The sequence below is a fragment of the Sphingomonas sp. NIBR02145 genome (assembly GCF_027359115.1).
In the GTDB taxonomy this organism is placed as follows: domain Bacteria; phylum Pseudomonadota; class Alphaproteobacteria; order Sphingomonadales; family Sphingomonadaceae; genus Sphingomonas; species Sphingomonas kyeonggiensis_A.
In genome coordinates, this window is record NZ_CP114791.1 from 4490061 (window position 1) to 4510912 (window position 20852).

A 20852-nucleotide genomic window follows, 5' to 3' on the forward strand; every position below is an offset into this window, starting at 1 on the left:
CGCCGGGATGACGGCTGGTGGAGAGCGGGCCTCGCTTAAGCCGCCACCCGCGCCTTAGCCGTCGCCAGGATCATGTCGCTGGCCTTCTCCGCGATTGCGATCGTCGGTGCATTGGTATTCCCCGAGACGATCCGGGGCATGATGCTGGCATCGACCACGCGCAGCCCACTTATCCCGTGCACCCGCAACTCGGGATCGACCACCGCGCGCGGGCCATGCCCCATCATGCAGGTGCCGACCGGGTGGTAGAGCGTCGTACCCGCCCGTCGCGCATGCGCCAGCAGATCGGCATCGCTCTGCAGTTCGGCACCCGGCTGAAGCTCGTGGTCGATGAAGTCCGCCAGCGGCTTCTGCGCCGCGATCCGCCGCCCCCAGCGCAGGCCGGCGACAATCACTTCCTGGTCGAGCGGATCGCTGAGGTAATTGGGTGTGATCCGCGGCGGCGCCAGCGGGTCGGCCGAGCGGATGCGCACGGTCCCGCGCGACTCCGGGCGGAGCTGGCAGGCGGCGATGCTGATTCCCGGCAGCTTCTCCAGCTGCATCTTCTGCAGCCGGGCGAGCGCATCGCCATCCACCGTCGCGGGCAGGATGTGGAACTGGATGTCCGGCGAGGCGAGATCGGGCCGTGAGCGGCAAAAGGCGGCGATATGCGCGGCCGACAGGGTAAGCAGCCCCTTGCGTGCCACCGCATAGCGCGCGACTTCGCCGAGAAGCCGCAGCCCCCGGCTCAGCTCGTTGACCGAGACGGTGCCAGGCTTGAGCCGGTAGTTTGCCGAGATCAGCAGATGGTCCTGGAGGTTCTCGCCCACACCGGGCAGGTCACGCACCACCGCGATACCCTGTTCGCGCAGCAATTCGCCCGGCCCGATGCCCGAGAGCTGGAGCAGCTGCGGCGAGTTGATCACGCCGCCCGCCAGGATCACTTCGCGTGCCGCATGGGCGACCAGCCGCTCGCCATCGCGCACGAACTCGACGCCGGTGGCCCGGCCGGTCTCGATCACCACGCGCGTCGCCTGGGCATGGGTGACGACACGCAGGTTCGGCCGCTGCATCGCTGGATGGAGATAGGCCACGGCCGCCGAGCAGCGCCGCCCGTTGCGCACGGTCAGTTGGTACCAGGCGACGCCTTCCTGCTCCGGCCCGTTGATGTCGCGCTGGGGCAAGCCAAGTGCCTCGCACGCCTGCACCACCGCTTCGGACACCGGATGCGATCCGGCGGGGTCGGTGACGCTCAGCGGTCCGCCGGCGCCGTGCGTTTCGCAGGCGCCGTGCTGCTGGTCTTCGGAGCGGCGGAAATAGGGGGCGATGTCGTCCCAGCTCCAGCCTTCGCAGCCCATCTGCCGCCAGCCGTCATAATCGGCGCGCTGGCCACGGACATACAGCAGCCCGTTGATCGAGGAGGAGCCGCCCAGCACCTTGCCGCGCGGCCAGATGTGGCGGCGACCCTCGGTGCCTTCATCGGGCTCGGTGCAGTAGAGCCAGTTGACCTTGGGATCCTTCAGCGTCTGCGCATAGCCGACGGGGACGTGGATCATCAGGTTCGACAGGAACTGTCCGCGTTCCCGCAAAGGTCGGTCGTCGCCACCCGCCTCGAGCAGCAGCACGCGGTTCCGGCCATCGGCGCTCAACCGGTCGGCGAGCACACAGCCGGCCGAACCGGCACCCACGATCACGTAATCGGCTTCGAAGCATTCGGGCATCAGGCTTTCCGGCGGCGATAGAGATAGTTGGCGGGCAGGCCGAGCCGCTTGCAGGCCTCGACCGGCGGGGTGCCCGGGATCGGCACCCGCTCGAACAGCGCGCCGAGCGTGCGGACGGTGCGGCGTTCCCAGCCGCGCAGCCGCCATTCCTCGCCGTCCAGTTCCAGCGTCTTGCGTGCCCAGTCCGGCAGCAACGCGATCGCCGCGCGCACCATCATCCCCTGGAACGGGCGGAGCGGCAGCGGCACGCCCTTGGTACGCAGCATGATGTCGAGGAACTGGCCGATGATCGCGTGAGACTCGAGCCGCGGTCGCATCGCTTCGAACTGCGCCTGCTGCTCCGCCACCGACAGCGGCGCGCCATGCGCGAGGAACAGGTCGGCCGAGGGCCTGGCCTCGACATACGACCGATCCTTCTCCTCGCGGGTCAGCGTCCGGCAATAGGCCGAATAGGCTTCCATGAAGCCGAAGCCGACCGTGCATTGCACCCAGTTGAGCAGCTCGGGATCATTGGCGTGATAGGTCTCACCGCGCGGCGTCTGTCCACGCACGCGTTCGTGCATGCGTGTCACCCCGGTGATCACCTTGGTGGCGACATTGGCGGGGGCATAGACACTGACATGGGTGACATAGCCGGTGCGCTGCAGCCGGGTCAGCGGATCGGTCGGGAAGATCGAATGTTCCCACACGCCCGAACGCACCCGCGGTTCGCCCAGTTCGAGCAACACCGCCGCGATCCCGCCGACGAACAAAGCGACGGGGTTCTTGAACACTGCCCAGGCGACCGAGTCCGGCGGATAGAGCGCCGGCGCGCCTGGCGGATTGGAATAGTCGATGCGTGGCAGGATCCGCTTGCCCCCCGGCGCCGCGGTGGGCGCGGGGCCGGGGGGAAGCGGGATGGCCTGCTCACGCATCGGGATCAGAAACCGGCGGTCAGCGAGACGCCGAACGTGCGCGGACGGCCGGCATAGCGGACGTTGAGGTTCTGGTTGTCCACTACCGAGGTCCAGTAATATTCGTTGGTCAGGTTGCGGGCCCAGATCGTAAGGCCCCATTTCCCGTCGGCGCTGGCGATGCCGATGCTGCCATTGACCAGTGCATAGCCCTTGATGCGGAACAGCGGGTCCTCGCCGAAGTCGCTGTGGGTCTCGCTCTGATAGGTGGCGTTGGCGGTCGCCTGGAAGTTCAGGCTCGACGAGATCGGCAGGTTGAGCGTCGCGGTGCCGCTGGTCGAGAATTCCGGCGCGAACGAGAATTCCGATCCGTCGTAGTTGGTCGGGATGCCTGCCGCATTGGCGCCGGTATAGTCGGTGATCTTGGTCTTCAGGTATGTCGCGTTCCACGCGAAGGTGAAGGCCGGCGAGGGCCGCAGCGTGATCTCGCCGTCGATGCCCCAGGCATGCGAGCTCGGGATATTCACCAGCCGCTGCAGCGCGCCGAAGGTCGGGTCGGCCACGTACGAGCTGAACTGCTTGTCGGTATAGTCGTAATAGAAGCCGCTGACATTCACCTGCGCCAGCCGCCCGCCCACCGCGGTCTTGATGCCGGCTTCATAGGCGGTCAGCTTTTCCTGACGGGCGGGAGTGAACTGCACCGCGCGATTGGCCGGCACGATCGGCACCACACCCGATTTCACGCCGCGCGCCACCGAAGCGTAGAGCAGGGTGCCCGGCGCCGCCTGGTAGTTGAGCGAGAAGCGGCCCGAGAAATTGCTCTCGTCGAGCACCGAATGGACCAGCTTGTCGGTGTTGGTCGCGGGATCATAGGTGGTGCAGCCGTCCTTCTGCACCATCGGCGCGAGCAGGCCATAGCTCTGGAAGATCACGGCACGACCGGCGGTGTTCACGATCGGCAGGTAATTGCCATTGTAATCGACCGAGCAGCCGTCCAGCTCGCCATGGTCGATGCCAAGCCGCGCGCCGGCATTGATCTTGAAACCGCTGCCCAGGTCGAATTCGGCCGTCGCGAAGCCGCTATACGTCTCGTTATAGCCGCTCGCCCGGCCCGCGCCTTCGCGGAAGCCGACCGCCACCTGTGCAGGCGTATAGCCGCCGGTATTGAAGATCGCATTGGTCACCGGATTGGCGAGGATGCCCTGCGCGGCCAGACGCAGGTAAACGACCGAGCTGTTCTCGCCGATCAGGAAGCGGCTGTTCTCGCGCAGGTCGTCATGCGCGTAATAGCCGCCCACCGTCCAGCGGAAGCCCGGGCCATTGCCCTCGAAGCGCAGCTCCTGCGAAAACGACTTGATCCGCGCATCATATTGCGTCGAGACGATTTCCCACGGCGCGCCGCTGAAATCGACCACGTCCTTGCGGGTGAAGTCGTTGTATCCGGTCAGCGAGATCACCGAGAGCTGGTCGTTGGGCGACCAGGTCAGCCGCATCTGGGCCGAGACGAAGTCGGACTTGGCGCGGGGCGGTCCCATGCCGGTGGCGAGGCCCACCGTTGCCGCGCGTGCACCGGCGGGCTGCCAGCCGGCATCGCTCGCCCGGGTCGGCTGGTTGTTCTGCAGATAGGCGAGCAAAGCCGCCGAGTTGAAGTCGCCCGGCCCCACGGCGGGGGAGGCGGCGGAGAGCCGGTTGGTCAGGTTCAGGCTGATCGCCTGGCCGGCCTGGGTGTCCGAACGGTCGCGCCAGCCCGAGACGGTGATGAGCCCTTCGAACTTGCTCGACGGCTGGAAGCTCAGCGAGGCGCGGGCGCCCCAGCGCTTGACCTTGCCCAGCTTCTCGCCGCGGCTCTGGGCGATCTGCCAGCCCTCGTCGCTGTTCTCGTCGCGGCCCGATACGCGCAGCGCGGCATTGTCGCCGAGCGGCAGGTTCAGATAGGCCTCGACATTGTAGGTCTTGTAGTTGCCTGCCTCGATCGTGCCGCCCGCAGCGAAATCCTTGCCCGGCTTGGCGGTGATGAAGTCGATCAGGCCGGCAGTGGTGTTGCGGCCATAGAGCGTGCCCTGCGGCCCCTTGAGCACTTCGACGCGCTCCAGGTCGTAGATCGGCCCGCCGGCCATCGACGGATAGGGATAGGCCAGCTCGTCCTGATAGATGCCCACGGTCGAGGTGGCGGTGATGTTGGTGGTGTTGAAGCCGATGCCGCGCAGCGTGAAGATCGGCACGCCCGAATAGGCCGGCGAAACCTGGAGGCCGGGCACCGAGCTGGCGAGCGACTCGACATCGGTGATCTGCAGGTCCTTCAGCGTGTCGGCGGAGAGCGCCTGCACCGCCAGCGGCACCTTGTTGATCGATTCCGAGCGGCGCTGGGCGGTGACGACGATCTCGTCATTGCTGGTCTGCGGGCCCTCCGCCTTGGGTGCCGGAGCTTCCTGCGCCAGCGCGGGTGCGGCGAGCAGCAGCCCGAGCGCGGATCCCATCAGCAAGCCTGCCTTGATCGCCATATCCTCTTCCCCTCCATATCGCCGATCCGCCTCGATTTTCGGGGTCGATTTCCGGCTGTTGTTTGTTTGAATAATTAGCTTTAGGGAAAGCGCTGTGCAGCTATCGTATGTGATAGGGAAGAACATGGCCTCTGACGCGCAGAATATGCCCTGGGAACTGGCCGGCCGGATCGTCGAGCATGGCCGCCGCATGGGCCTGCCGCTGATCGCCGCCTGCGCCGACATCAGCAGCGCCCGGCCGGTGCAGCTTGCCGACGGCACGCCGGTCAGCGCGCTGTTCGAATTCACCCATGATGCGGGTGCCTATTGGGCCCAGGGCGATTTCGCGCTGCGCAACGCGATCGTCTCGGTCGCGCGCCATCTCGCCGAGCCCTTCTATTACGACCAGGGCCGGATCCGCAGCTGGCGGCCGCTGCGGATCGAACCGCAGATCGAGCGCGAGGCGATGCAGCGCAGCTACCGGGTGGAAAGCGCGATCGTCGCGCCCGTCCACCTCCCCGCCGGCGTGATCGGCGCGGTGGTCTGGGCGACGACCACGCCCGGTCTCGACATCGACGCGCTGTTCGAGCGCGAGGCTTCGGTGCTCCATCCGCTGGCGCTGCGCTTCATCGCCACCTGCAATGCCGGGCCCGACGCCTCGACCGATATCGTCCAGCACAAGCTCACCCGGCGCGAGGTCCAGTGCCTCAAGCTCGCCGCGGCGGGCAAGACGGACGGCGAGATCGGGACGATCCTTGGCCTGTCGGTACCGACGATCCGCTTTCACATGCGCCGCGCCAGCAGCCGGCTGGGCGAGAATGGTCGATTGCGCACGGTGCAACGCGCGGTCGCCCTGGGCTTCGCGCGGCCCAACTGACAATAACGGGAGGTTGGCGCGGCGGTGTCGCGCCGGTTAAGGTACGGAAATGGCAAGCAAGGCAAAGGCTCCGGTCGTGCGACTGGAGGCAAGTTCGGCGGATCAACTGCTCAACGCGACCAGCGCGTTGATGATCGAGCGCAACACGGTCGATATCACCTTCGCCGATATCGCGGAGAAATCGGGGCTCAATGCCGCGCTGATCCGCTATCATTTCGGCAGCAAGCTCGGCATGTTCATGGCGCTGCTCGAGCGCGATGCCGGCGGCACGTTCGACGATCTCGAGCGGCTGGTGAAGGCCGACATGGATGCCGGCCAGAAGCTGCGCCACCACGTCCACGGCATCATCAAGGTCTATTATCGCTATCCCTACATGAACCGCCTGGTCGCCGCGCTTGCGGTAGAGACCGACAGCGAGACCGCGCGCTTCATCTCCGAGCGGTTCAGCCGGCCGCTCGCCGCCGCGCAGAAGGCGATCCTCGAGCAGGGCGAGGCCGAGGGCATCTTCCGCAAGATCGATCCGATGCTGTTCTATTTCTCGCTTATCGGCATGTGCGACCATCTCTTCATCGGCCGCCACTCGCTCCGCTACGCCTTTGGGGTGGAGGATATCGATGACGATCTGCGCAAGGCCTATACCGTGCACGTCACCGATCTGCTGATGCGCAGCGTGCTGGTGAAGCCCGAAACCGACGCCTGACTTGCGAATCGCTTAATCAAGCGATTAAACAATGCTCGAGGGCAAAAACGCCCCGCGGTTCGAACCGGCTCGGAGAGGAGCGGCATATGGGCGATACACTGGTTGCAGAAGCCTTGTCGGGCTGGATCGATTTCGAGGCGATGCCCCGGCTGGGCGACATCCCCGCCTATCATGCGAAGCATCGCCCACATGCCATCGCCACCCGCTTCGAAGGGCGCGATACCGACTGGTCTACGCTCGATCGTCGTAGTGACCGGGTTGCCCGCGCGCTGCGCGCCGCCGGCTGCCGCGTAGGGGATCGCATCGCCTATCTCGGCAAGGGCAGCGACGAATTCTTCGAGCTGATGTTCGGCGCCGCCCGCGCCGGCGTGGTGGTGGTGCCGATCCAGTGGCGGCTCGCCACCGCCGAAATCTGCACGATCCTCGCCAATGCCCAGGTCAGCCTGCTCTTCGCCGGCCCCGACCAGATCGGCCGCGCCGCTGAATGCGCGGCCAATGACACGATCCGCGAGACGATCGCGATGGAGGACGGGGCCGAGGGTTTCCACAGCTTCGCCGCCTGGCGCGATGCCGCACCCGAGCAACCCATCCCCGACGATGTCGATGCCGATGACGTCGCGCTCCAGCTCTATACTTCGGGGACCACCGGCGAGCCCAAGGGCGTGATGCTCAGCCACCGCAACCTGCTGCGCGGCCGCACCGACTCCATGGCGCAGGCGATGCCGTGGAACGAGTGGCTCGAAGGCGACGTCAACCTCGTCGCCCTTCCGCTCGGCCATATCGGCGGGGTCGGCTGGGCGATCGTCGGCTATTTCAACGGCGCGACTTCGATCGTCCACCGCGAGTTCGTCCCCGCCGCGGTGCTGGAGGCGATCGCGCAGGGCGGCGTCACCAAGATGTTCGTCGTGCCCACCGCGCTCCAGATGCTGCTGATGCTGCCCGGCGTACGCGAGGCCGATTTCAGCCGGCTGCGCTACATCCTCTACGGCGCCTCGCCGATCGCGCTCGACCTGCTGCGCGAGGCGACCGAAGTGTTCGGCTGCGGCTTCGCCCAGCAATATGGCATGACCGAAACCTGCGGGACGATCGTCTATCTTCCGCCCGAGGACCATGATCCCGCCGGCAATGAGCGGATGCGTAGCGCCGGCCTGCCGATGCCCGGCGTCGAGATCCGGGTCGTCCACCCGACCGAGCGCACCGCGCTCCCCGTCCGCGAGGTCGGCGAAGTCGAGACCCGCTCGGTCGCCAACATGGTCGGCTATTGGAACCTGCCCGAGACCACTGCGGACACGGTCGATGGCCAGGGCTGGTTGCGCACCGGCGACGCCGGCTATCTCGACGAAGACGGCTATCTCTACATCTGCGACCGCTTCAAGGACATGATCTGCTCGGGCGCCGAGAACATCTATCCCGCCGAAGTGGAGAGCGCGATCTTCGGCCATCCGGCCGTCCAGGAAGTCGCGGTGATCGGCGTCCCGCACGACAAATGGGGCGAGGAAGTGAAGGCAGTGGTCGTGCTCAAGCCCGGCGCCGAGCCCGACGATGCCTCTATCCTCGCCTACGCCCGTGAGCGGATCGGCGGGTTCAAGGTGCCCAAGTCGGTCGATTTCGTCGCCGCCCTGCCGCGCACGCCCTCGGGCAAGGTCATGCGCCGGGCGCTGCGCGATCCATACTGGGCCGGCCGCGAAAGGGGAGTGAACTGATGCTCGATACCGCTCGTCGCACCGGCCAGGACGAAAGCCAGGCCCTGTTTCGCGAAAGCGTCCGCCGCTTCCTCGCTGCCGAGGGTGTCCCGCATCTCGATCGCTGGGAAGAGGCCGGCATCGTCGATCGCGATTTCTGGACCAAGGCGGGCAGCGCCGGCCTGCTCTGCCCGACCGTGCCCGAGGAATATGGCGGCCCGGGCCTCGACTTCGCCTATAACGCGATCGTCACGGAGGAGCATGCCTATGCGCGCGTTCCCTCGGGCATCACCCTCCAGTCTGACGTGCTGGCCGATTATTTCATCGCCTATGGCTCGGAAGAGCAGAAGCGCGAATGGCTGCCCGGTATGGTTTCGGGCGAGAAGGTCGCGGCGATCGCGATGACCGAGCCGGGCGCGGGATCGGACCTGCAGGCGATCCGCACCACCGCGCGGCTCGACGGCAATCACTATGTCATCAACGGCGCCAAGACCTATATCTCCAACGGCCAGACCGCCGATGTCGTGATCGTCGTTGCCAAGACGAACGTGGAGCTTGGCGCCAAAGGCACCAGCCTGTTCCTGGTCGAGGCCGATCGCGCGGGCTTCGCGCGCGGGCGCAACCTCGACAAGATCGGCCTGCACGGCGCCGACACCAGCGAGCTGTTCTTCGAGGATGTCCGCGTGCCGGCGACCAACATGCTCGGCCAGGAAGGCCGCGGCTTCGCCTATCTGATGCGCAACCTGCCGCAGGAGCGGCTGACCATCGCGATCGGCGCCCAGGCCAGCGCCCAGCGCGCCTTCGACGAGGCGCTCGGCTTCGTGAAGGAGCGCAAGGCGTTCGGGAAGACGGTGTTCGATTTCCAGAACACCCGCTTCACCCTCGCCGACCTCGCGGCGAAGCTGCAGATCGGCTGGGCCCATATCGACTGGGCGCTCGCCCGCCATCTCCGCCACGAGCTGACCCCAGAGGAAGCCTCGGCCGCCAAGCTGTGGCACACCGATACCCAGTGGCAGATCATCGACGCCGCGCTGCAGCTCCACGGCGGCGCCGGTTATATGAACGAATACCCGATCGCCCGCATCTGGCGCGACGCCCGCGTCTCGCGGATCTTCGGCGGGACCAACGAGATCATGAAGGAAGTAATCGGGCGGGGGTTGTAGTGCCTTCTCCCTCGTCCTGAGCTTAATCGTCATCCCTGCGAAGGCGGGGCGTATCGGGTAAACAGCGCGGGGCGCTGTTTACCCGATACGGGGTTACTCTGCCCGGCCGGTCGTGCTTGGCTCTGGATCCCCGCCTTCGCGGGGATGACGGAGGTGGAGGTCAGGCGGCGGGATTCTCATTCCCAAACCGCCCGGCCCGCTTCGCCAGCCACAGCGCCACCAGTCCCACCGCCGTGCACACCAGCAGTGCCGGCAGCGAAGCCTCGGGCCCGAACCCGCCGCCGCTCAACCAGACGTTGGCATCGGTATGTGCAATGCTGCGCGCCAGTGAAGGTCCGAAATTCCCGCCCGACACGGCTGCGCCGAAGACATAGCCCTGGGTGAAGTTCCACGCGCCATGCACGCCGATCGACATCCATAGCCGCCCGGTCAGCGCGTACAGCGCGCCACATGCGAAACGACCCGCCGGCGCTGGAGGAGGCACCGGCGGATCGCGCAGTCTGTGGTGAATTACGCCACGGCTTGGCGCCGATCCCCAATCGCAATTGGGGTTCGGTGCCAACTCGGCTCAGGCGACGTCCTCGACCTGGTCGAGATAGGCGCCGTAGCCGAGGGATTCCATCTCCGCCCTGGGGACGAAGCGCAGCGAGGCTGAATTGATGCAATAGCGCAGCCCGCCGCGATCGAGCGGGCCGTCCTCGAACACATGGCCGAGATGGCTGTCGCCATGCGCCGAGCGGACCTCGGTTCGGATCATGCCGTGGCTGGTGTCGCGCAGCTCGGTGACATTGGCGATCGGCCTGGTGAAGCTCGGCCAGCCGCAGCCGGATTCATACTTGTCGGACGACGCGAACAGCGGTTCGCCCGAGACGATGTCGACATAGATGCCGGCTTCCTTGTTGTTGAGCAGCGGGCCGGTGCCCGGGCGCTCGGTGCCGTTCTGCTGGGTCACGCGGAACTGCTCCGGGGTCAGCGCGGCGATGGCTTCATCGGTCTTGCGATAGTCGGTCATGCAAATCTCCGTTTCGCTGCGCTATGTGGGTATCCGCATGGCGAAGAAAAAGCGCATCCTCACCGCGACCATGGCCGATGGCTATGTGAAGACGATCGGCCCCACCAACGCGCCTTTCACCCATTACTGGCGCATCGTCGCGCATCTCGGCGGCGGCAAGACCGAAGTGTTCTGGGGGCACGCCAAGTCGCTCAAGGAAGCGACGGGCAAGAAAGCCGCGCTGGCCGATGCCGCGAAGCAGCGCGGCTGGGAAGGCTATGATTTCGAGGTGGTCGAGCTGGTCGAGAGCTGAGGCGCTGAAAAGCGTGGTGCTGGCGCCGGCTGCACCACACCCTCCCGCTCGATGAACGCGCCGCGTGCGACGTTATGCGGATGTGCCGGCGCCTCTGCCATCGACAGCACCGGCGCGAAGCAGATGTCGGTCCCCTCCATCAGCGCGCACCATTCGTCGCGCGTCTTGGTCCGGAACAGCACCGCCAGCTTGTCCTTGAGCGCCGGCCAGGCGGCGGGGTTCATCTGGGCATCGAAATCGGGATCGGCAGCCAGCCCCGTCACCGCGCGTAGCTGGGTATAGAATTGCGGCTCGATCGCCCCGATCGCGACATGCTTGCCGTCCGCCGTCTCATAGGTGTCGTAGAAATGCGCTCCGGTATCGAGGATGTTGACCCCGCGCTCGTCGCGCCAGCCCAGGGTGGAGCGGAAGCCCCACACCATGCTCATCAGCAGCGCCGCGCCCTCGGTCATCGCGCAGTCGATCACGCTGCCCTGGCCGCTGATCCGCGCCTGGAGCAGCCCCGCGCTCATCGCAAAGGCAAGCAGCATGCCGCCGCCGCCGAAATCGCCCACCGCGTTCACCGGCGGGGTCGGCTTCTCGCCCGCCCGGCCAAAGGCGTGGAGCGCGCCGGCCAGCGCAATGTAATTAATGTCGTGCCCGGCCGCCTGGGCCAGCGGCCCGGTCTGTCCCCAGCCGGTCATGCGGCCATAGACAAGCCGCGGGTTAGCGGCGTGCAGCTCGGCCGGGCCCAATCCCAGCCGCTCCATCACCCCCGGTCTGAATCCCTCGATCAGCCCGTCGGCTCCTGCCGCCAGTTCGCGGACATGCGCGATTCCCTCGGGCGACTTGAGGTCCACTTCCACCGCCGTACGCCCCCGCAGCAGCGGGTCGCGCGGGTTGGGTGGCTGGCCGGGGCGGTGGACGTACAGCACCTCCGCCCCGTGATCGGCGAGCATCATCCCGCAGAACGGCGCCGGGCCGATCCCGCCCATCTCGACGATCCGGATGCCTTTCAACGGCTGCATGGCGACCTTTCAACTCCCCTCCCTGGAAGGGAGGGTGGGGGTGGGTGGATGCACGCGATGCGGCGCGGTTGTCCCTTGGGTCACAGTATCGCCAGGCCGCGACCCACCCCTGGCCCCTCCCTTCCAGGGAGGGGTAAGGAGGCGCGTTACCGCGGCGCCATACGGATGCCGCCGTCCAGCCGCACATCCTCGCCGTTGAAATAGCCCGTCTCGATCATGCAGAGCGCCAGCCCCGCATATTCCTCCGGCCGCCCGAGCCGCTTGGGGAAGGGGACCGAGGCTGCCAGCGCGTCCTTCACCGGCTGCGGTGCTGCGGCGAGCAAAGGCGTGTCGAAGATGCCCGGCAGGATCGTGTTGACGCGGATGCCTTCGCCCATCAGGTCGCGCGCGATCGGCAGGGTCATGCCGACCACGCCGCCCTTCGACGCCGAATAGGCGGCCTGGCCGATCTGCCCGTCCTCGGCCGCGACGCTGGCGGTGTTGACGATCGCGCCGCGCTCGCCGTCTTCCTGCGGATCGAGCGTCAGCATCCCGGCCGCCGATTTGGCGATGCAGCGGAAGGTGCCGACCAGGTTGATCTGGATCACCCAGTTGAACGCTTCGAGCGGGAAGTGGCGGATCGATCCGTCTTCCTTGGCGCGGCTCGCGGTCTTCACCGCATTGCCGGTGCCCGCGCAATTGACCAGCACGCGCTCCTGCCCATGCGCCGCGCGTGCCTTGGCGAAGCCGGCATCGACGCTCTCGTCCGACGTCACGTTCACTTCGCAGAACACGCCACCGATCTCGGCGGCGACGGCCTCGCCCTTTTCCTTCTGCAGGTCGAAGATCGCGACCTTCACGCCCTTGGCGGCCAGTGCCCGCGCGGTTGCCGCTCCCAGCCCCGAAGCGCCGCCGGTCACCACCGCGGCAATAGTGTTATCCAGCTTCATCCATCCCCTCCTATGATCTCAAAGCCGCTCGACGATCGTGACGTTCGCCAGGCCGCCGCCCTCGCACATCGTCTGCAGACCGTAGCGCAAGCCCCGCTTGTGGAGCGCGTGCACCAAAGTCGCCATCAGCTTGGTGCCCGAGGCGCCGAGCGGATGCCCCAGCGCAATCGCGCCGCCATTGACGTTGAGCTTCGCCGGATCGCCGCCGACATGCTTGAGCCAGGCGAGCGGCACCGGTGCGAACGCCTCATTGACTTCGTACAGGTCGATCTCGTCGATCGACATGCCGGCGCGCTTGAGTGCCCGGTCGGTCGCGAACAGCGGTTCCTCGAGCATGATGACGGGATCGCCGCCGGTGACGGTGAGGTTGTGGATGCGTGCCAGCGGCGTCAGACCATGCGCCTTGAGCGCCGCTTCGGACACGATCAGCACCGCGCTGGCGCCGTCGCAGATCTGGCTGGCATTGGCCGCGCTGATCATCCCGCCTTCGGCGAGCAGCTTGACCGAGCCGATGCTCTCGGCGGTCGCGTCATAGCGGATGCCCTCGTCGCGGGTATGGAGCGCCGCCCCCTCGGGCGTCTCGACTTCGAGCGGCACGATCTCGGCATCGAAGTCGCCGCGCTCGGTTGCCGCCGCTGCGCGGCGATGGCTCTCCAGCGCATAGGCGTCGAGCAGCTCGCGGGTGAAGCCGTGCTTCCGTGCCATCATCTCGGCGCCCATGAACTGGCTGAACTGCACGCCGGGATAACGCGCTTCCTGGCGTGGCGATTTGGGCCCACCGAGCCCGGCCTGGGCGAACAGCGCGCCGGTCGATCCCATCGGCACGCGGGTCATGCTCTCCACGCCCGCCGCGATCACCACGTCCTGCGTGCCCGAGAGCACGGCCTGCGCGGCGAACTGGATCGCCTGTTGCGAGCTGCCGCACTGGCGGTCGATCGTCACCGCCGGCACGCTCTCCGGCAGGCGCGAAGCGAGCACGGCGTTGCGGCCGACCTGAAAGCCCTGCTCGCCGCCCTGGCTGACGCAGCCCATGATCACGTCCTCGATCGCCGCCGGATCGATCCCGCTGCGATCGGCGACGGCGTTGAGAACTTCGCCCGCCATGTCGGCCGGGTGCCATCCGGCAAGCCGGCCGCCGCGCCGCCCTCCCGCCGTGCGAACGGCCTCGACAATATAGGCGGTAGGTGCTGCCATCATCCTGCTCCTGTCCATTTTCGAATCAGCGGTACCAGCCTCGGCTAATGCGATCAACGGACTTAATCACCTGACTAAGTAAATAGTGGCAGGGCGAAATATGCTGTTCTATGCTCGCGCCAAACAGAGTCTGGAGGAGAGGGAAATGACCGCGTTCGACCGCGATTTCACCATGACGATCGGCGGCCAGCCCGTGCCCGGCGGCGCGACGATCCCGGTGCTCAATCCGGCAACCGAGGAAACCGTAGCGGAAGCCCCGGATTGCAGCGCGGCTGAGCTCGACGCAGCCGTTGCCGCTGCCCGCGCCGCCTTTCCCGGCTGGCGCGCGACTCCGATCGAGCAGCGTCGTGCCGCGGTCGCCAAGATCGCCGAAGTGATCTCCACCAATCTCGACCAGTTCGCTCGCCTCTTCACCCAGGAACAGGGCCGTCCCGTCGGAAAGGCGACCGAGGAATTGCTGGGGGCCGCCTTCTGGGCGGCCAGTGTCGCCAAGCAGGAAATCCCGGTGCTGGTGAACGAGGACACGCCCGATCGCCGTTCGGAGACGCGCCGAGTCCCCATTGGAGTCGTCGGCGGGATCGTGCCGTGGAATTTCCCGATGCTGCTCGGCGTGTGGAAGATCGCCGGCGCGCTGCTCAGCGGCAATACGCTGGTCATCAAGCCTTCGCCCTTCACCCCGCTGACCATGCTCAAGCTCGGCGAGCTGATGCGCCCGCATCTGCCGGCCGGCGTGTTCAACGTGGTCAGCGGCGGCGATCAGCTTGGGCCCTGGATGACCGCGCATCCCGGCATCGACAAGATCAGCTTCACCGGCTCCACCGCCACCGGCAAGCGGGTGATGGCCAGCGCCGCCGCCAATCTCAAGCGCGTCACGCTCGAGCTGGGCGGCAACGACGCGGCGATCGTGCTCGGCGATGTCGATGTCGCCAAGGTCGCCGAGCCACTCTTCTGGTCGGCCTTCGGCAATAACGGCCAGGTCTGCATCGCGACCAAGCGGCTCTATATCCACGACAGCGCCTATGACGCGCTCGCCGCCGAGCTGACCGCGATCGCCAACCGGGTGAAGACCGGCAACGGCCTCGAACAGGGCACCGATCTCGGCCCGGTCCAGAACCGCGCCCAATATGAGCGGGTGAAGGCGCTGATCGCCGATGCGCAGGCTGAGGGCCTGACTTTCCTCGCTGGGGGCGAAGTGCCGGAAGGGAAGGGCTATTTCATTCCCGTTACCCTGGTCGACAACCCGCCCGAAGACAGCCGCGTCGTCGCCGAGGAAGCTTTCGGCCCGGTCCTGCCGCTGATCCGCTTCGACGATGTCGAGGACGTGATCGCCCGTGCCAACAACAGCGATTATGGTCTGGCCGGCTCGGTCTGGTCGGCCGACACCGATGCCGCGCTCGCCATCGCCGAGCGGCTCGATACCGGCACCGTCTGGATCAACGAGGCCCAGCACGTCACCCCCTGGGCGCCGTTCGGCGGGCACAAGCAGTCTGGCATCGGCGTCGAGAACGGCACCGAAGGGTTGCTCGAATATACCAACGCCCAGACCATCTCGGTGCGCAAGTGATGCAGTACGAGCAGGTCCGCTACGAAGTCGCCGACGGCATCGCAACGCTCACCCTCGACCGGCCCGACAAGCTGAACGCCTATTCGATCCGGATGATGGAGGAGATGATCGACGCGTTCGACCGCGCCGATGCGGACGACGCGGTCGGCGCGGTGATCGTCACCGGCGAGGGGCGGGCCTTCTGCGCCGGCGCCGATCTGGAGATGGGCGCCAAGGTGTTCGACGCCGCCGGCGGCCCGGACTCGCCGATCCGCGCCGACGGCTCGATCGACTATGCCAGCCCGCATGCCCGCGACTATGGCGGCCGCCTGACGCTGCGCATCTTCGAGAGCCTCAAGCCGGTGATCGCCGCGGTCAACGGCCCGGCGGTCGGCATCGGGGCTACGATGCTGTTGCCGATGGACATAAGGCTTGCCAGCGAGGGCGCGCGCTTCGGCTTCGTGTTCGCGCGACGGGGGATCGTCCCCGAAGGCGCGTCGATGTGGTTCCTGCCGCGCATCGTGGGGATCGATCGCGCGCTCGAATGGTGCATGAGCGGGCGGTTGCTGGGGGCGGAGGAAGCGCTGGCCGGGCGGCTGGTGCGTTCGGTACATGCGCCGGACGACCTGCTCGCCGCCGCCCGCGCGCTGGCCCGCGAGATCGTCGACAACGCCGCCCCGGTCTCGGTCGCGCTCACCCGCCAGATGCTGTGGCGCGGGCTCGGCATGGCGCATCCGATGGAGGCGCACCGCATCGACAGCCGCGGGGTACTGGCCCGTGGCCGAAGCGGGGATGCCCGCGAAGGCGTGATGGCGTTCCTCGAGAAGCGTGCGGCGACGTTCCCGGACCATGTATCGAGCGGCATGCCCGATTATTTCCCCTGGTGGGAAGAGCCGGGCTATTTCTGAGCCCGGCACCGACAAACCCGAATCCGTCATCCCCGCGCAGGCGGGGATCCAGGGTAACGGAAGGCAGCCCGTGCAATTGGGCATGGGCCGGCGTGGAGGCCGGCCCTATCGGCTACGCCTTTGCTCGTGGCTCTGGATTCCCGCCTGCGCGGGATGACGATGACAGGATGAGAGAAGCAGCGATGAATCCCACAGAACTCGCCGCCCGGGTCGAAGCCTTTGTCCGCGAAACCATCGCCCCCTATGAGCGCGACCCACGCTGCACCCCGCACGGCCCGTCCGAGGAGCTTGTCGCCGAACTCCGCGACCACGCCCGCGCCGCCGGCCTGCTCAACCCGCATATTGCGAACGGCACCCATCTCACCCACCGCGAGACCGCGCATGTCCTGCGCGCCGCCGGCCTCTCGCCGCTCGGCCCGGTAGCGCTCAACGTCGCCGCGCCCGACGAGGGCAACATGTTCCTGCTCGGCCGCGTCGCCACGCTGGAGCAAAAGGCCCGCTTCCTCGATCCGCTGGTCGCCGGCACCGCGCGCTCGGCCTTCTTCATGACCGAGCCCGCCACCGATGGCGGCGCCGGCTCCGATCCCTCGATGATGCAGACTGTTGCCCGCCAGGACGGCAACCACTGGGTGATCGACGGCCGCAAGGCGTTCATCACCGGGGCGCAGGGCGCCAAGGTCGGGATCGTCATGGCGAAGACCGGGGAGGGGGCGACGCTGTTCCTGATCGACCTGCCCGATCCGGCGGTGCGTATCGAGCGGGTGCTCGACACGATCGACAGCTCGATGCCCGGCGGCCATTCGATCGTGGCGATCGACGGGCTGCGCGTCCCCGCCGATCAGATCCTCGGCGAACCCCACAAGGGCTTCGACTATGCCCAGATCCGCCTCGCCCCGGCGCGGCTCACCCATTGCATGCGCTGGCTCGGCGCCGCCACTCGCGCGCACGAGATCGCCTGCCAATACGCCGTGAAGCGCCACGCCTTCGGCAAGCCGCTGATCGATCACGAAGGCGTCGGCTTCATGCTCGCCGACAACCGGATCGCGCTGCAACAGGCCTGGCTGATGATCGACTGGTGCGCCGGGGTGCTCGACAGCGGCGTTGCTGGCATTGCGGAGAGCTCGATGGCCAAGGTCGCGGTGTCGGACCTGCTGTTCGGCGTGGCCGATCGCTGCGTCCAGGTGATGGGCGGCACCGGCGTCTCGGGTGACACGATCGTCGAGCAGGTCTTCCGCGAAATCCGCGCCTTCCGCATCTATGACGGCCCCACCGAAGTCCACAAATGGAGCCTCGCCAAGCGCATCAAGCGCGAGACGCTGGCGGGGTAGGATGATCGACATTTGGAGGCGGCTGAGGGGCTGAATCTCGATATGGCCTAGCCCCGCAACTCCGCCAAAAACCCCTCGACCAGCGCCTTCCGCTCGCCGGCCGCGGCTACCTCCAGCGCATCCTCCAGCGCCGAAGCCTTGCTCCCCAGTTCCGCCTGGCCGAACAGCCCTGCCGAGCCGGCGAACTTGTGGAGCAGCTCGCCCAGCGCCTCGGTCTCCGTGTCGCCCTGTTCGCCACCCACGAACGCTTCGGTCGCCACCAGCAGCTCCGCCTTGCGCTCGGCGAACTTTGCCCAGAGCGCGGGCGACAGCTTCATCGCTGGTGCCTTATCCTCCGGAGGCGGTGCGGGAATCGGCTCCATCGCCGGTGCGATCGGCTCCGGCGCGGTAGCAGCTGGCACCGCCCAGCGATCGATCGCCGCGGCTAATTCGGCCAGCTGGATCGGCTTGGCGAGATGCGCCTGCATCCCCGCCTCCAGACAGGCTGTAACGTCGTCGGCATAGGCATTGGCGGTCAGCGCCAGGATCGGCAGCTTCTGTGCCGAGATGCCTGCGCCGCGGATCGCACGGGCGGCGGAGATGCCGTCGAGCACCGGCATCTGCATGTCCATCAGCACCAGGTCGAAGGGCGTGCCTTGCAGGTCCGCCGCAGTCGCCGCCTCCAGCGCATGTGCGCCGTCGCCGACGATCGTCACCCGGTGGCCGAGTCGACCGAGCATTTCCTGCATCAGCAGCTGGTTGACGTCGTGATCCTCGGCCACCAGCACCTGCAGCGCGCGGGTGGCGCGCTCGGGGCTGCGCGGCCCCGCGCCGTCCGCATCCACCGCCTCCGCGGCGACAAGCGGCAGGCACAGGGTGAACACGCTGCCCTGGCCCTCGGCGCTGCGCAGGCCCAGCTCGCCGCCCATCAGCGACGCCAGCCGGCTGCTGATCGCCAGGCCCAGCCCGGTGCCGCCATAGCGGCGTGCGGTCGATTGCTCGGCCTGGACGAACTGTTCGAAGATCGCGGCATGGCGATCGGGCGGGATGCCGATGCCGGTGTCGGTCACGGCAATGTCGATGCGCGGCGTGCCGCCGTCGCTCGCCGCCTGCCGCGCGCTCAGCGTGATCCTGCCTTCGCCGGTGAACTTCACGGCGTTGCCCAGCAGGTTGAGCGCGATCTGGCGCAACCGCAGCCCGTCGACCATCACGAAGCGCGGCAGCGTCGGGTCGACGATGAAGTCGAGCGCCAGTCCCTTGGTCGCGGCGGCCGGTTCGATCAGCTTGAGGCAGCCCCGCAGCGCGTGGCGCAGATCGACGCGCTCGGCATTCACCTGCATCTGCCCGGCCTCGATCTTGGACAGGTCCAGAATGTCGTTGAGCAGCCGCATCATCGCCCGGCTCGAATCGACGATCAGCTGGGCGTGGCGGTGCTGCTCGGGCGGCAGGTCGCTGGCGAGCAGCAGGTCGGCAAAGCCCAGCACGCCGTTCATCGGCGTGCGGATCTCGTGGCTCATGTTCGCCAGGAAGCTCGACTTGGCCTGCACCGCCAGCTCCGCCCGCTCGCGCGCCGCCTCCAGTTCGTGCTCGAGCTGCTTGCGCCGGGTGACGTCGCGCAACGACGCGATGATCTCCGAAGGCGCGCCGGTGGCGGGATCGCGGACCAGCCCGCAATGCGCCTCGATCCATTGTTCCGACGCATTGGGGTCGAGCAGATGGGTGCGATAGGTGATCACCCCGCGCTCCACTTCGCCCGTGGTCAGCAGGTGCTGGAACTCGAACATCTCGGCGCGATGCTCGCTCGACACGCCGAAGCCGATCGAGCGGCCCAAGACATGCGCCGGCTCGACCCCGAGCACCGGCTCGGTGGAGGGCGAGGCATAGATGCACACGCCGTTCAGGTCGAAGCGCAGCACCGCGTCGGTGGCGTTCATCGCGAGCAGAGCCAGCTCGGCCTCAACCACTTCGCGTCGCGAGATGTCTTCGTGCAGCCGGCGGTTGGCGTCGCGCAGGATCGTCATCCGCTCGCGCCGCTCGCGCGCGATCAGATAGGCGAGCAGCAGCACCAGCATGCCGCTGGCCAGGCCGGCGAGCTGGATCGGCCCTTCATAGCCGCTGGCGCGCGCCAGCCGCGTCTGGAGCAGCTTCTCCTCCTCGCCGCGGATATCGCCGATCAGCGCCAGCATTCGGGCGGTCTCGTGGCGATTGGCGTCGCTCGCCAGGATCGCGGTCGCCTCGGCGGCGCGATTGGCGCCGCGCATCGCCAGCGTCTGTTCGGTCTCGACCATGCGCTGGCGGATCAGCGCGGCGAGATAGGCGACGCGCTCGCGCTGGCGCGGATTGTCGTCGGTCATGTCCTCCAGGCCCGACAATTCGCCGGGCAGCTCCTTGCGGACGCCGTCGATATTCTTGCGTGCCTCGGGATCCCCGGTGAGCAGATAGCCGCGGCGATAGACCTCGGCGCGCAGCGTCAGGATGCGGACATGCGATAGCCGGTCGGAAACCTGGAAGGTGTGGCGCACCCATTTGTCGGCATTCTGCTTCTGGCTGAACAGCCAGATGCCCGATGCGGCCGAGCAGGCCAGCAGCACCAGGGCTGCGACAAGGATCCATTGCGACCGGCGCGTCAGTATCTCTGCCATGGACTCGGCCCCTAAATAAAAAGGGTTAACGGGGTGTTCGGCCCCTTGCTGCAAAACGCCGGAAAGACAGAATGGCCACAGAATTTTAGCACGGAAGCGAAACCATGCGGTCTCCGTGCGTTATAAAATAGATTAGGATCGAACGAGAGTCAGATGGCACGGATCATCATAGCGGACGACGACGAGATCGTGGGCGAGATCGCCCGCGATGCGCTGATCGCGGCCGGGCATGGCGCCGGGCTGGTCAAGGACGGGGCCGAGGCGCTGCGCGTCATCAAGGCGCGCCGGCCCGATCTGGTCATCCTCGATTGCAACATGCCGGAGATCTCGGGCGTTCTCCTGGTGCAGGAGTTGCGCAAGATGCCCGATTTCGCCGATCTGCCCGTGATGATGCTCACCGGTCGCCGCAGCGACCGCGACGAGGAGCTCGCGCGGTTCGCCGGCGCGAACGAGTATCTGAAGAAGCCCTTCGATCCGGACGAGCTGGTCTTCCGGGTCGAGGAAATGCTGGCCAAGGCCTGAG

Annotated in this window: 18 protein-coding genes; 9 read left to right on the forward strand and 9 right to left on the reverse strand. The window is 67.2% G+C overall.

Going from position 1 to position 20852, the window contains the following annotated elements; genetic code table 11:
• Positions 1 to 35 precede the first annotated feature (35 nt).
• Genes O3305_RS20585 through O3305_RS20595 form a run of 3 tightly spaced genes read right to left on the reverse strand, consistent with a single transcriptional unit; the run spans position 36 to position 5094 of the window.
• A complete protein-coding gene (locus O3305_RS20585; protein ID WP_269574211.1) occupies positions 36 to 1700 on the reverse strand; it encodes a GMC family oxidoreductase in 1665 nt (554 codons plus the stop codon).
• Positions 1700 to 2614, reverse strand: coding sequence for an oxygenase MpaB family protein (locus O3305_RS20590; protein WP_269574212.1), 915 nt, complete (start codon positions 2612 to 2614; stop codon positions 1700 to 1702). The genes O3305_RS20585 and O3305_RS20590 overlap by 1 nt, the downstream gene beginning before the upstream one ends.
• 5 nt (positions 2615 to 2619) lie before the next feature.
• Entirely contained in the window at positions 2620 to 5094 is a 2475-nt protein-coding gene (locus O3305_RS20595) for a TonB-dependent receptor (protein WP_269574213.1), read from the reverse strand.
• Positions 5095 to 5218: 124 nt separating this feature from the next.
• Here O3305_RS20595 and O3305_RS20600 point away from each other — a divergent pair, with 124 nt between their 5' ends.
• The 4 genes from O3305_RS20600 to O3305_RS20615 all read left to right on the forward strand — a co-directional run bounded on the left by O3305_RS20600 (position 5219) and on the right by O3305_RS20615 (position 9495).
• Positions 5219 to 5950: a helix-turn-helix transcriptional regulator gene (locus O3305_RS20600; RefSeq protein WP_269574214.1), complete on the forward strand. Its 732-nt coding sequence runs from the start codon at positions 5219 to 5221 to the stop codon at positions 5948 to 5950.
• A 49-nt stretch (positions 5951 to 5999) separates the two neighbouring features.
• The gene (locus tag O3305_RS20605; protein WP_269574215.1) at positions 6000 to 6650 is read left to right on the forward strand and encodes a TetR family transcriptional regulator; all 651 of its coding nucleotides are present in this window, start codon (positions 6000 to 6002) and stop codon (positions 6648 to 6650) included.
• A gap of 86 nt (positions 6651 to 6736) precedes the next feature.
• Entirely contained in the window at positions 6737 to 8353 is a 1617-nt protein-coding gene (locus O3305_RS20610) for a fatty acid--CoA ligase (RefSeq protein ID WP_269574216.1), read from the forward strand.
• Positions 8353 to 9495 carry an acyl-CoA dehydrogenase family protein gene (locus tag O3305_RS20615; protein ID WP_269574217.1) on the forward strand — a complete coding sequence of 381 codons (1143 nt, stop codon included), beginning with the start codon at positions 8353 to 8355 and terminating at the stop codon, positions 9493 to 9495. Before O3305_RS20610 ends, O3305_RS20615 begins: the two co-directional genes overlap by 1 nt.
• Before the next feature lie 160 nt (positions 9496 to 9655).
• Here O3305_RS20615 and O3305_RS20620 read toward each other — a convergent pair whose 3' ends face one another.
• Positions 9656 to 9910 (reverse strand): hypothetical protein, encoded by a 255-nt coding sequence (locus tag O3305_RS20620; RefSeq protein ID WP_269574218.1) that lies wholly within the window; start codon positions 9908 to 9910, stop codon positions 9656 to 9658.
• A gap of 153 nt (positions 9911 to 10063) precedes the next feature.
• Positions 10064 to 10507 carry a peptide-methionine (R)-S-oxide reductase MsrB gene (gene msrB / locus O3305_RS20625; RefSeq protein ID WP_269574219.1) on the reverse strand — a complete coding sequence of 148 codons (444 nt, stop codon included), beginning with the start codon at positions 10505 to 10507 and terminating at the stop codon, positions 10064 to 10066.
• Positions 10508 to 10544: 37 nt separating this feature from the next.
• Here msrB and O3305_RS20630 point away from each other — a divergent pair, with 37 nt between their 5' ends.
• A complete protein-coding gene (locus O3305_RS20630) occupies positions 10545 to 10799 on the forward strand; it encodes a hypothetical protein (RefSeq protein WP_269574220.1) in 255 nt (84 codons plus the stop codon).
• On the opposite strand, the gene O3305_RS20635 is transcribed toward O3305_RS20630, so the two are convergent.
• From O3305_RS20635 to O3305_RS20645, 3 genes are all read right to left on the reverse strand, one after another.
• Positions 10763 to 11806, reverse strand: coding sequence for a CaiB/BaiF CoA transferase family protein (locus O3305_RS20635; protein WP_269574221.1), 1044 nt, complete (start codon positions 11804 to 11806; stop codon positions 10763 to 10765). The two genes, O3305_RS20630 and O3305_RS20635, sit on opposite strands and share 37 nt — an antisense overlap.
• Positions 11807 to 11952: 146 nt before the next feature.
• On the reverse strand, positions 11953 to 12735 hold the full coding sequence (locus O3305_RS20640) for an SDR family NAD(P)-dependent oxidoreductase (RefSeq protein ID WP_269574222.1): 783 nt from the start codon (positions 12733 to 12735) through the stop codon (positions 11953 to 11955).
• A gap of 18 nt (positions 12736 to 12753) precedes the next feature.
• Positions 12754 to 13929 carry an acetyl-CoA C-acetyltransferase gene (locus O3305_RS20645; protein WP_269574223.1) on the reverse strand — a complete coding sequence of 392 codons (1176 nt, stop codon included), beginning with the start codon at positions 13927 to 13929 and terminating at the stop codon, positions 12754 to 12756.
• A gap of 145 nt (positions 13930 to 14074) precedes the next feature.
• On the opposite strand from O3305_RS20645, the gene O3305_RS20650 reads away from it, so the two are divergent.
• The 3 genes from O3305_RS20650 to O3305_RS20660 all read left to right on the forward strand — a co-directional run bounded on the left by O3305_RS20650 (position 14075) and on the right by O3305_RS20660 (position 17708).
• Positions 14075 to 15493, forward strand: a complete 1419-nt coding sequence (locus O3305_RS20650; RefSeq protein WP_269574224.1) for an aldehyde dehydrogenase family protein — start codon at positions 14075 to 14077, stop codon at positions 15491 to 15493.
• Positions 15493 to 16380, forward strand: a complete 888-nt coding sequence (locus O3305_RS20655; protein ID WP_269576576.1) for a crotonase/enoyl-CoA hydratase family protein — start codon at positions 15493 to 15495, stop codon at positions 16378 to 16380. The genes O3305_RS20650 and O3305_RS20655 overlap by 1 nt, the downstream gene beginning before the upstream one ends.
• A gap of 182 nt (positions 16381 to 16562) precedes the next feature.
• On the forward strand, positions 16563 to 17708 hold the full coding sequence (locus O3305_RS20660) for an acyl-CoA dehydrogenase family protein (protein ID WP_269574225.1): 1146 nt from the start codon (positions 16563 to 16565) through the stop codon (positions 17706 to 17708).
• A gap of 47 nt (positions 17709 to 17755) precedes the next feature.
• On the opposite strand, the gene O3305_RS20665 is transcribed toward O3305_RS20660, so the two are convergent.
• Positions 17756 to 20329 carry an ATP-binding protein gene (locus O3305_RS20665; RefSeq protein WP_269574226.1) on the reverse strand — a complete coding sequence of 858 codons (2574 nt, stop codon included), beginning with the start codon at positions 20327 to 20329 and terminating at the stop codon, positions 17756 to 17758.
• 153 nt (positions 20330 to 20482) lie between these two features.
• Between O3305_RS20665 and O3305_RS20670 the strand changes: the two genes are divergently transcribed.
• On the forward strand, positions 20483 to 20851 hold the full coding sequence (locus O3305_RS20670) for a response regulator (RefSeq protein WP_184170490.1): 369 nt from the start codon (positions 20483 to 20485) through the stop codon (positions 20849 to 20851).
• Position 20852: the final 1 nt, after the last annotated feature.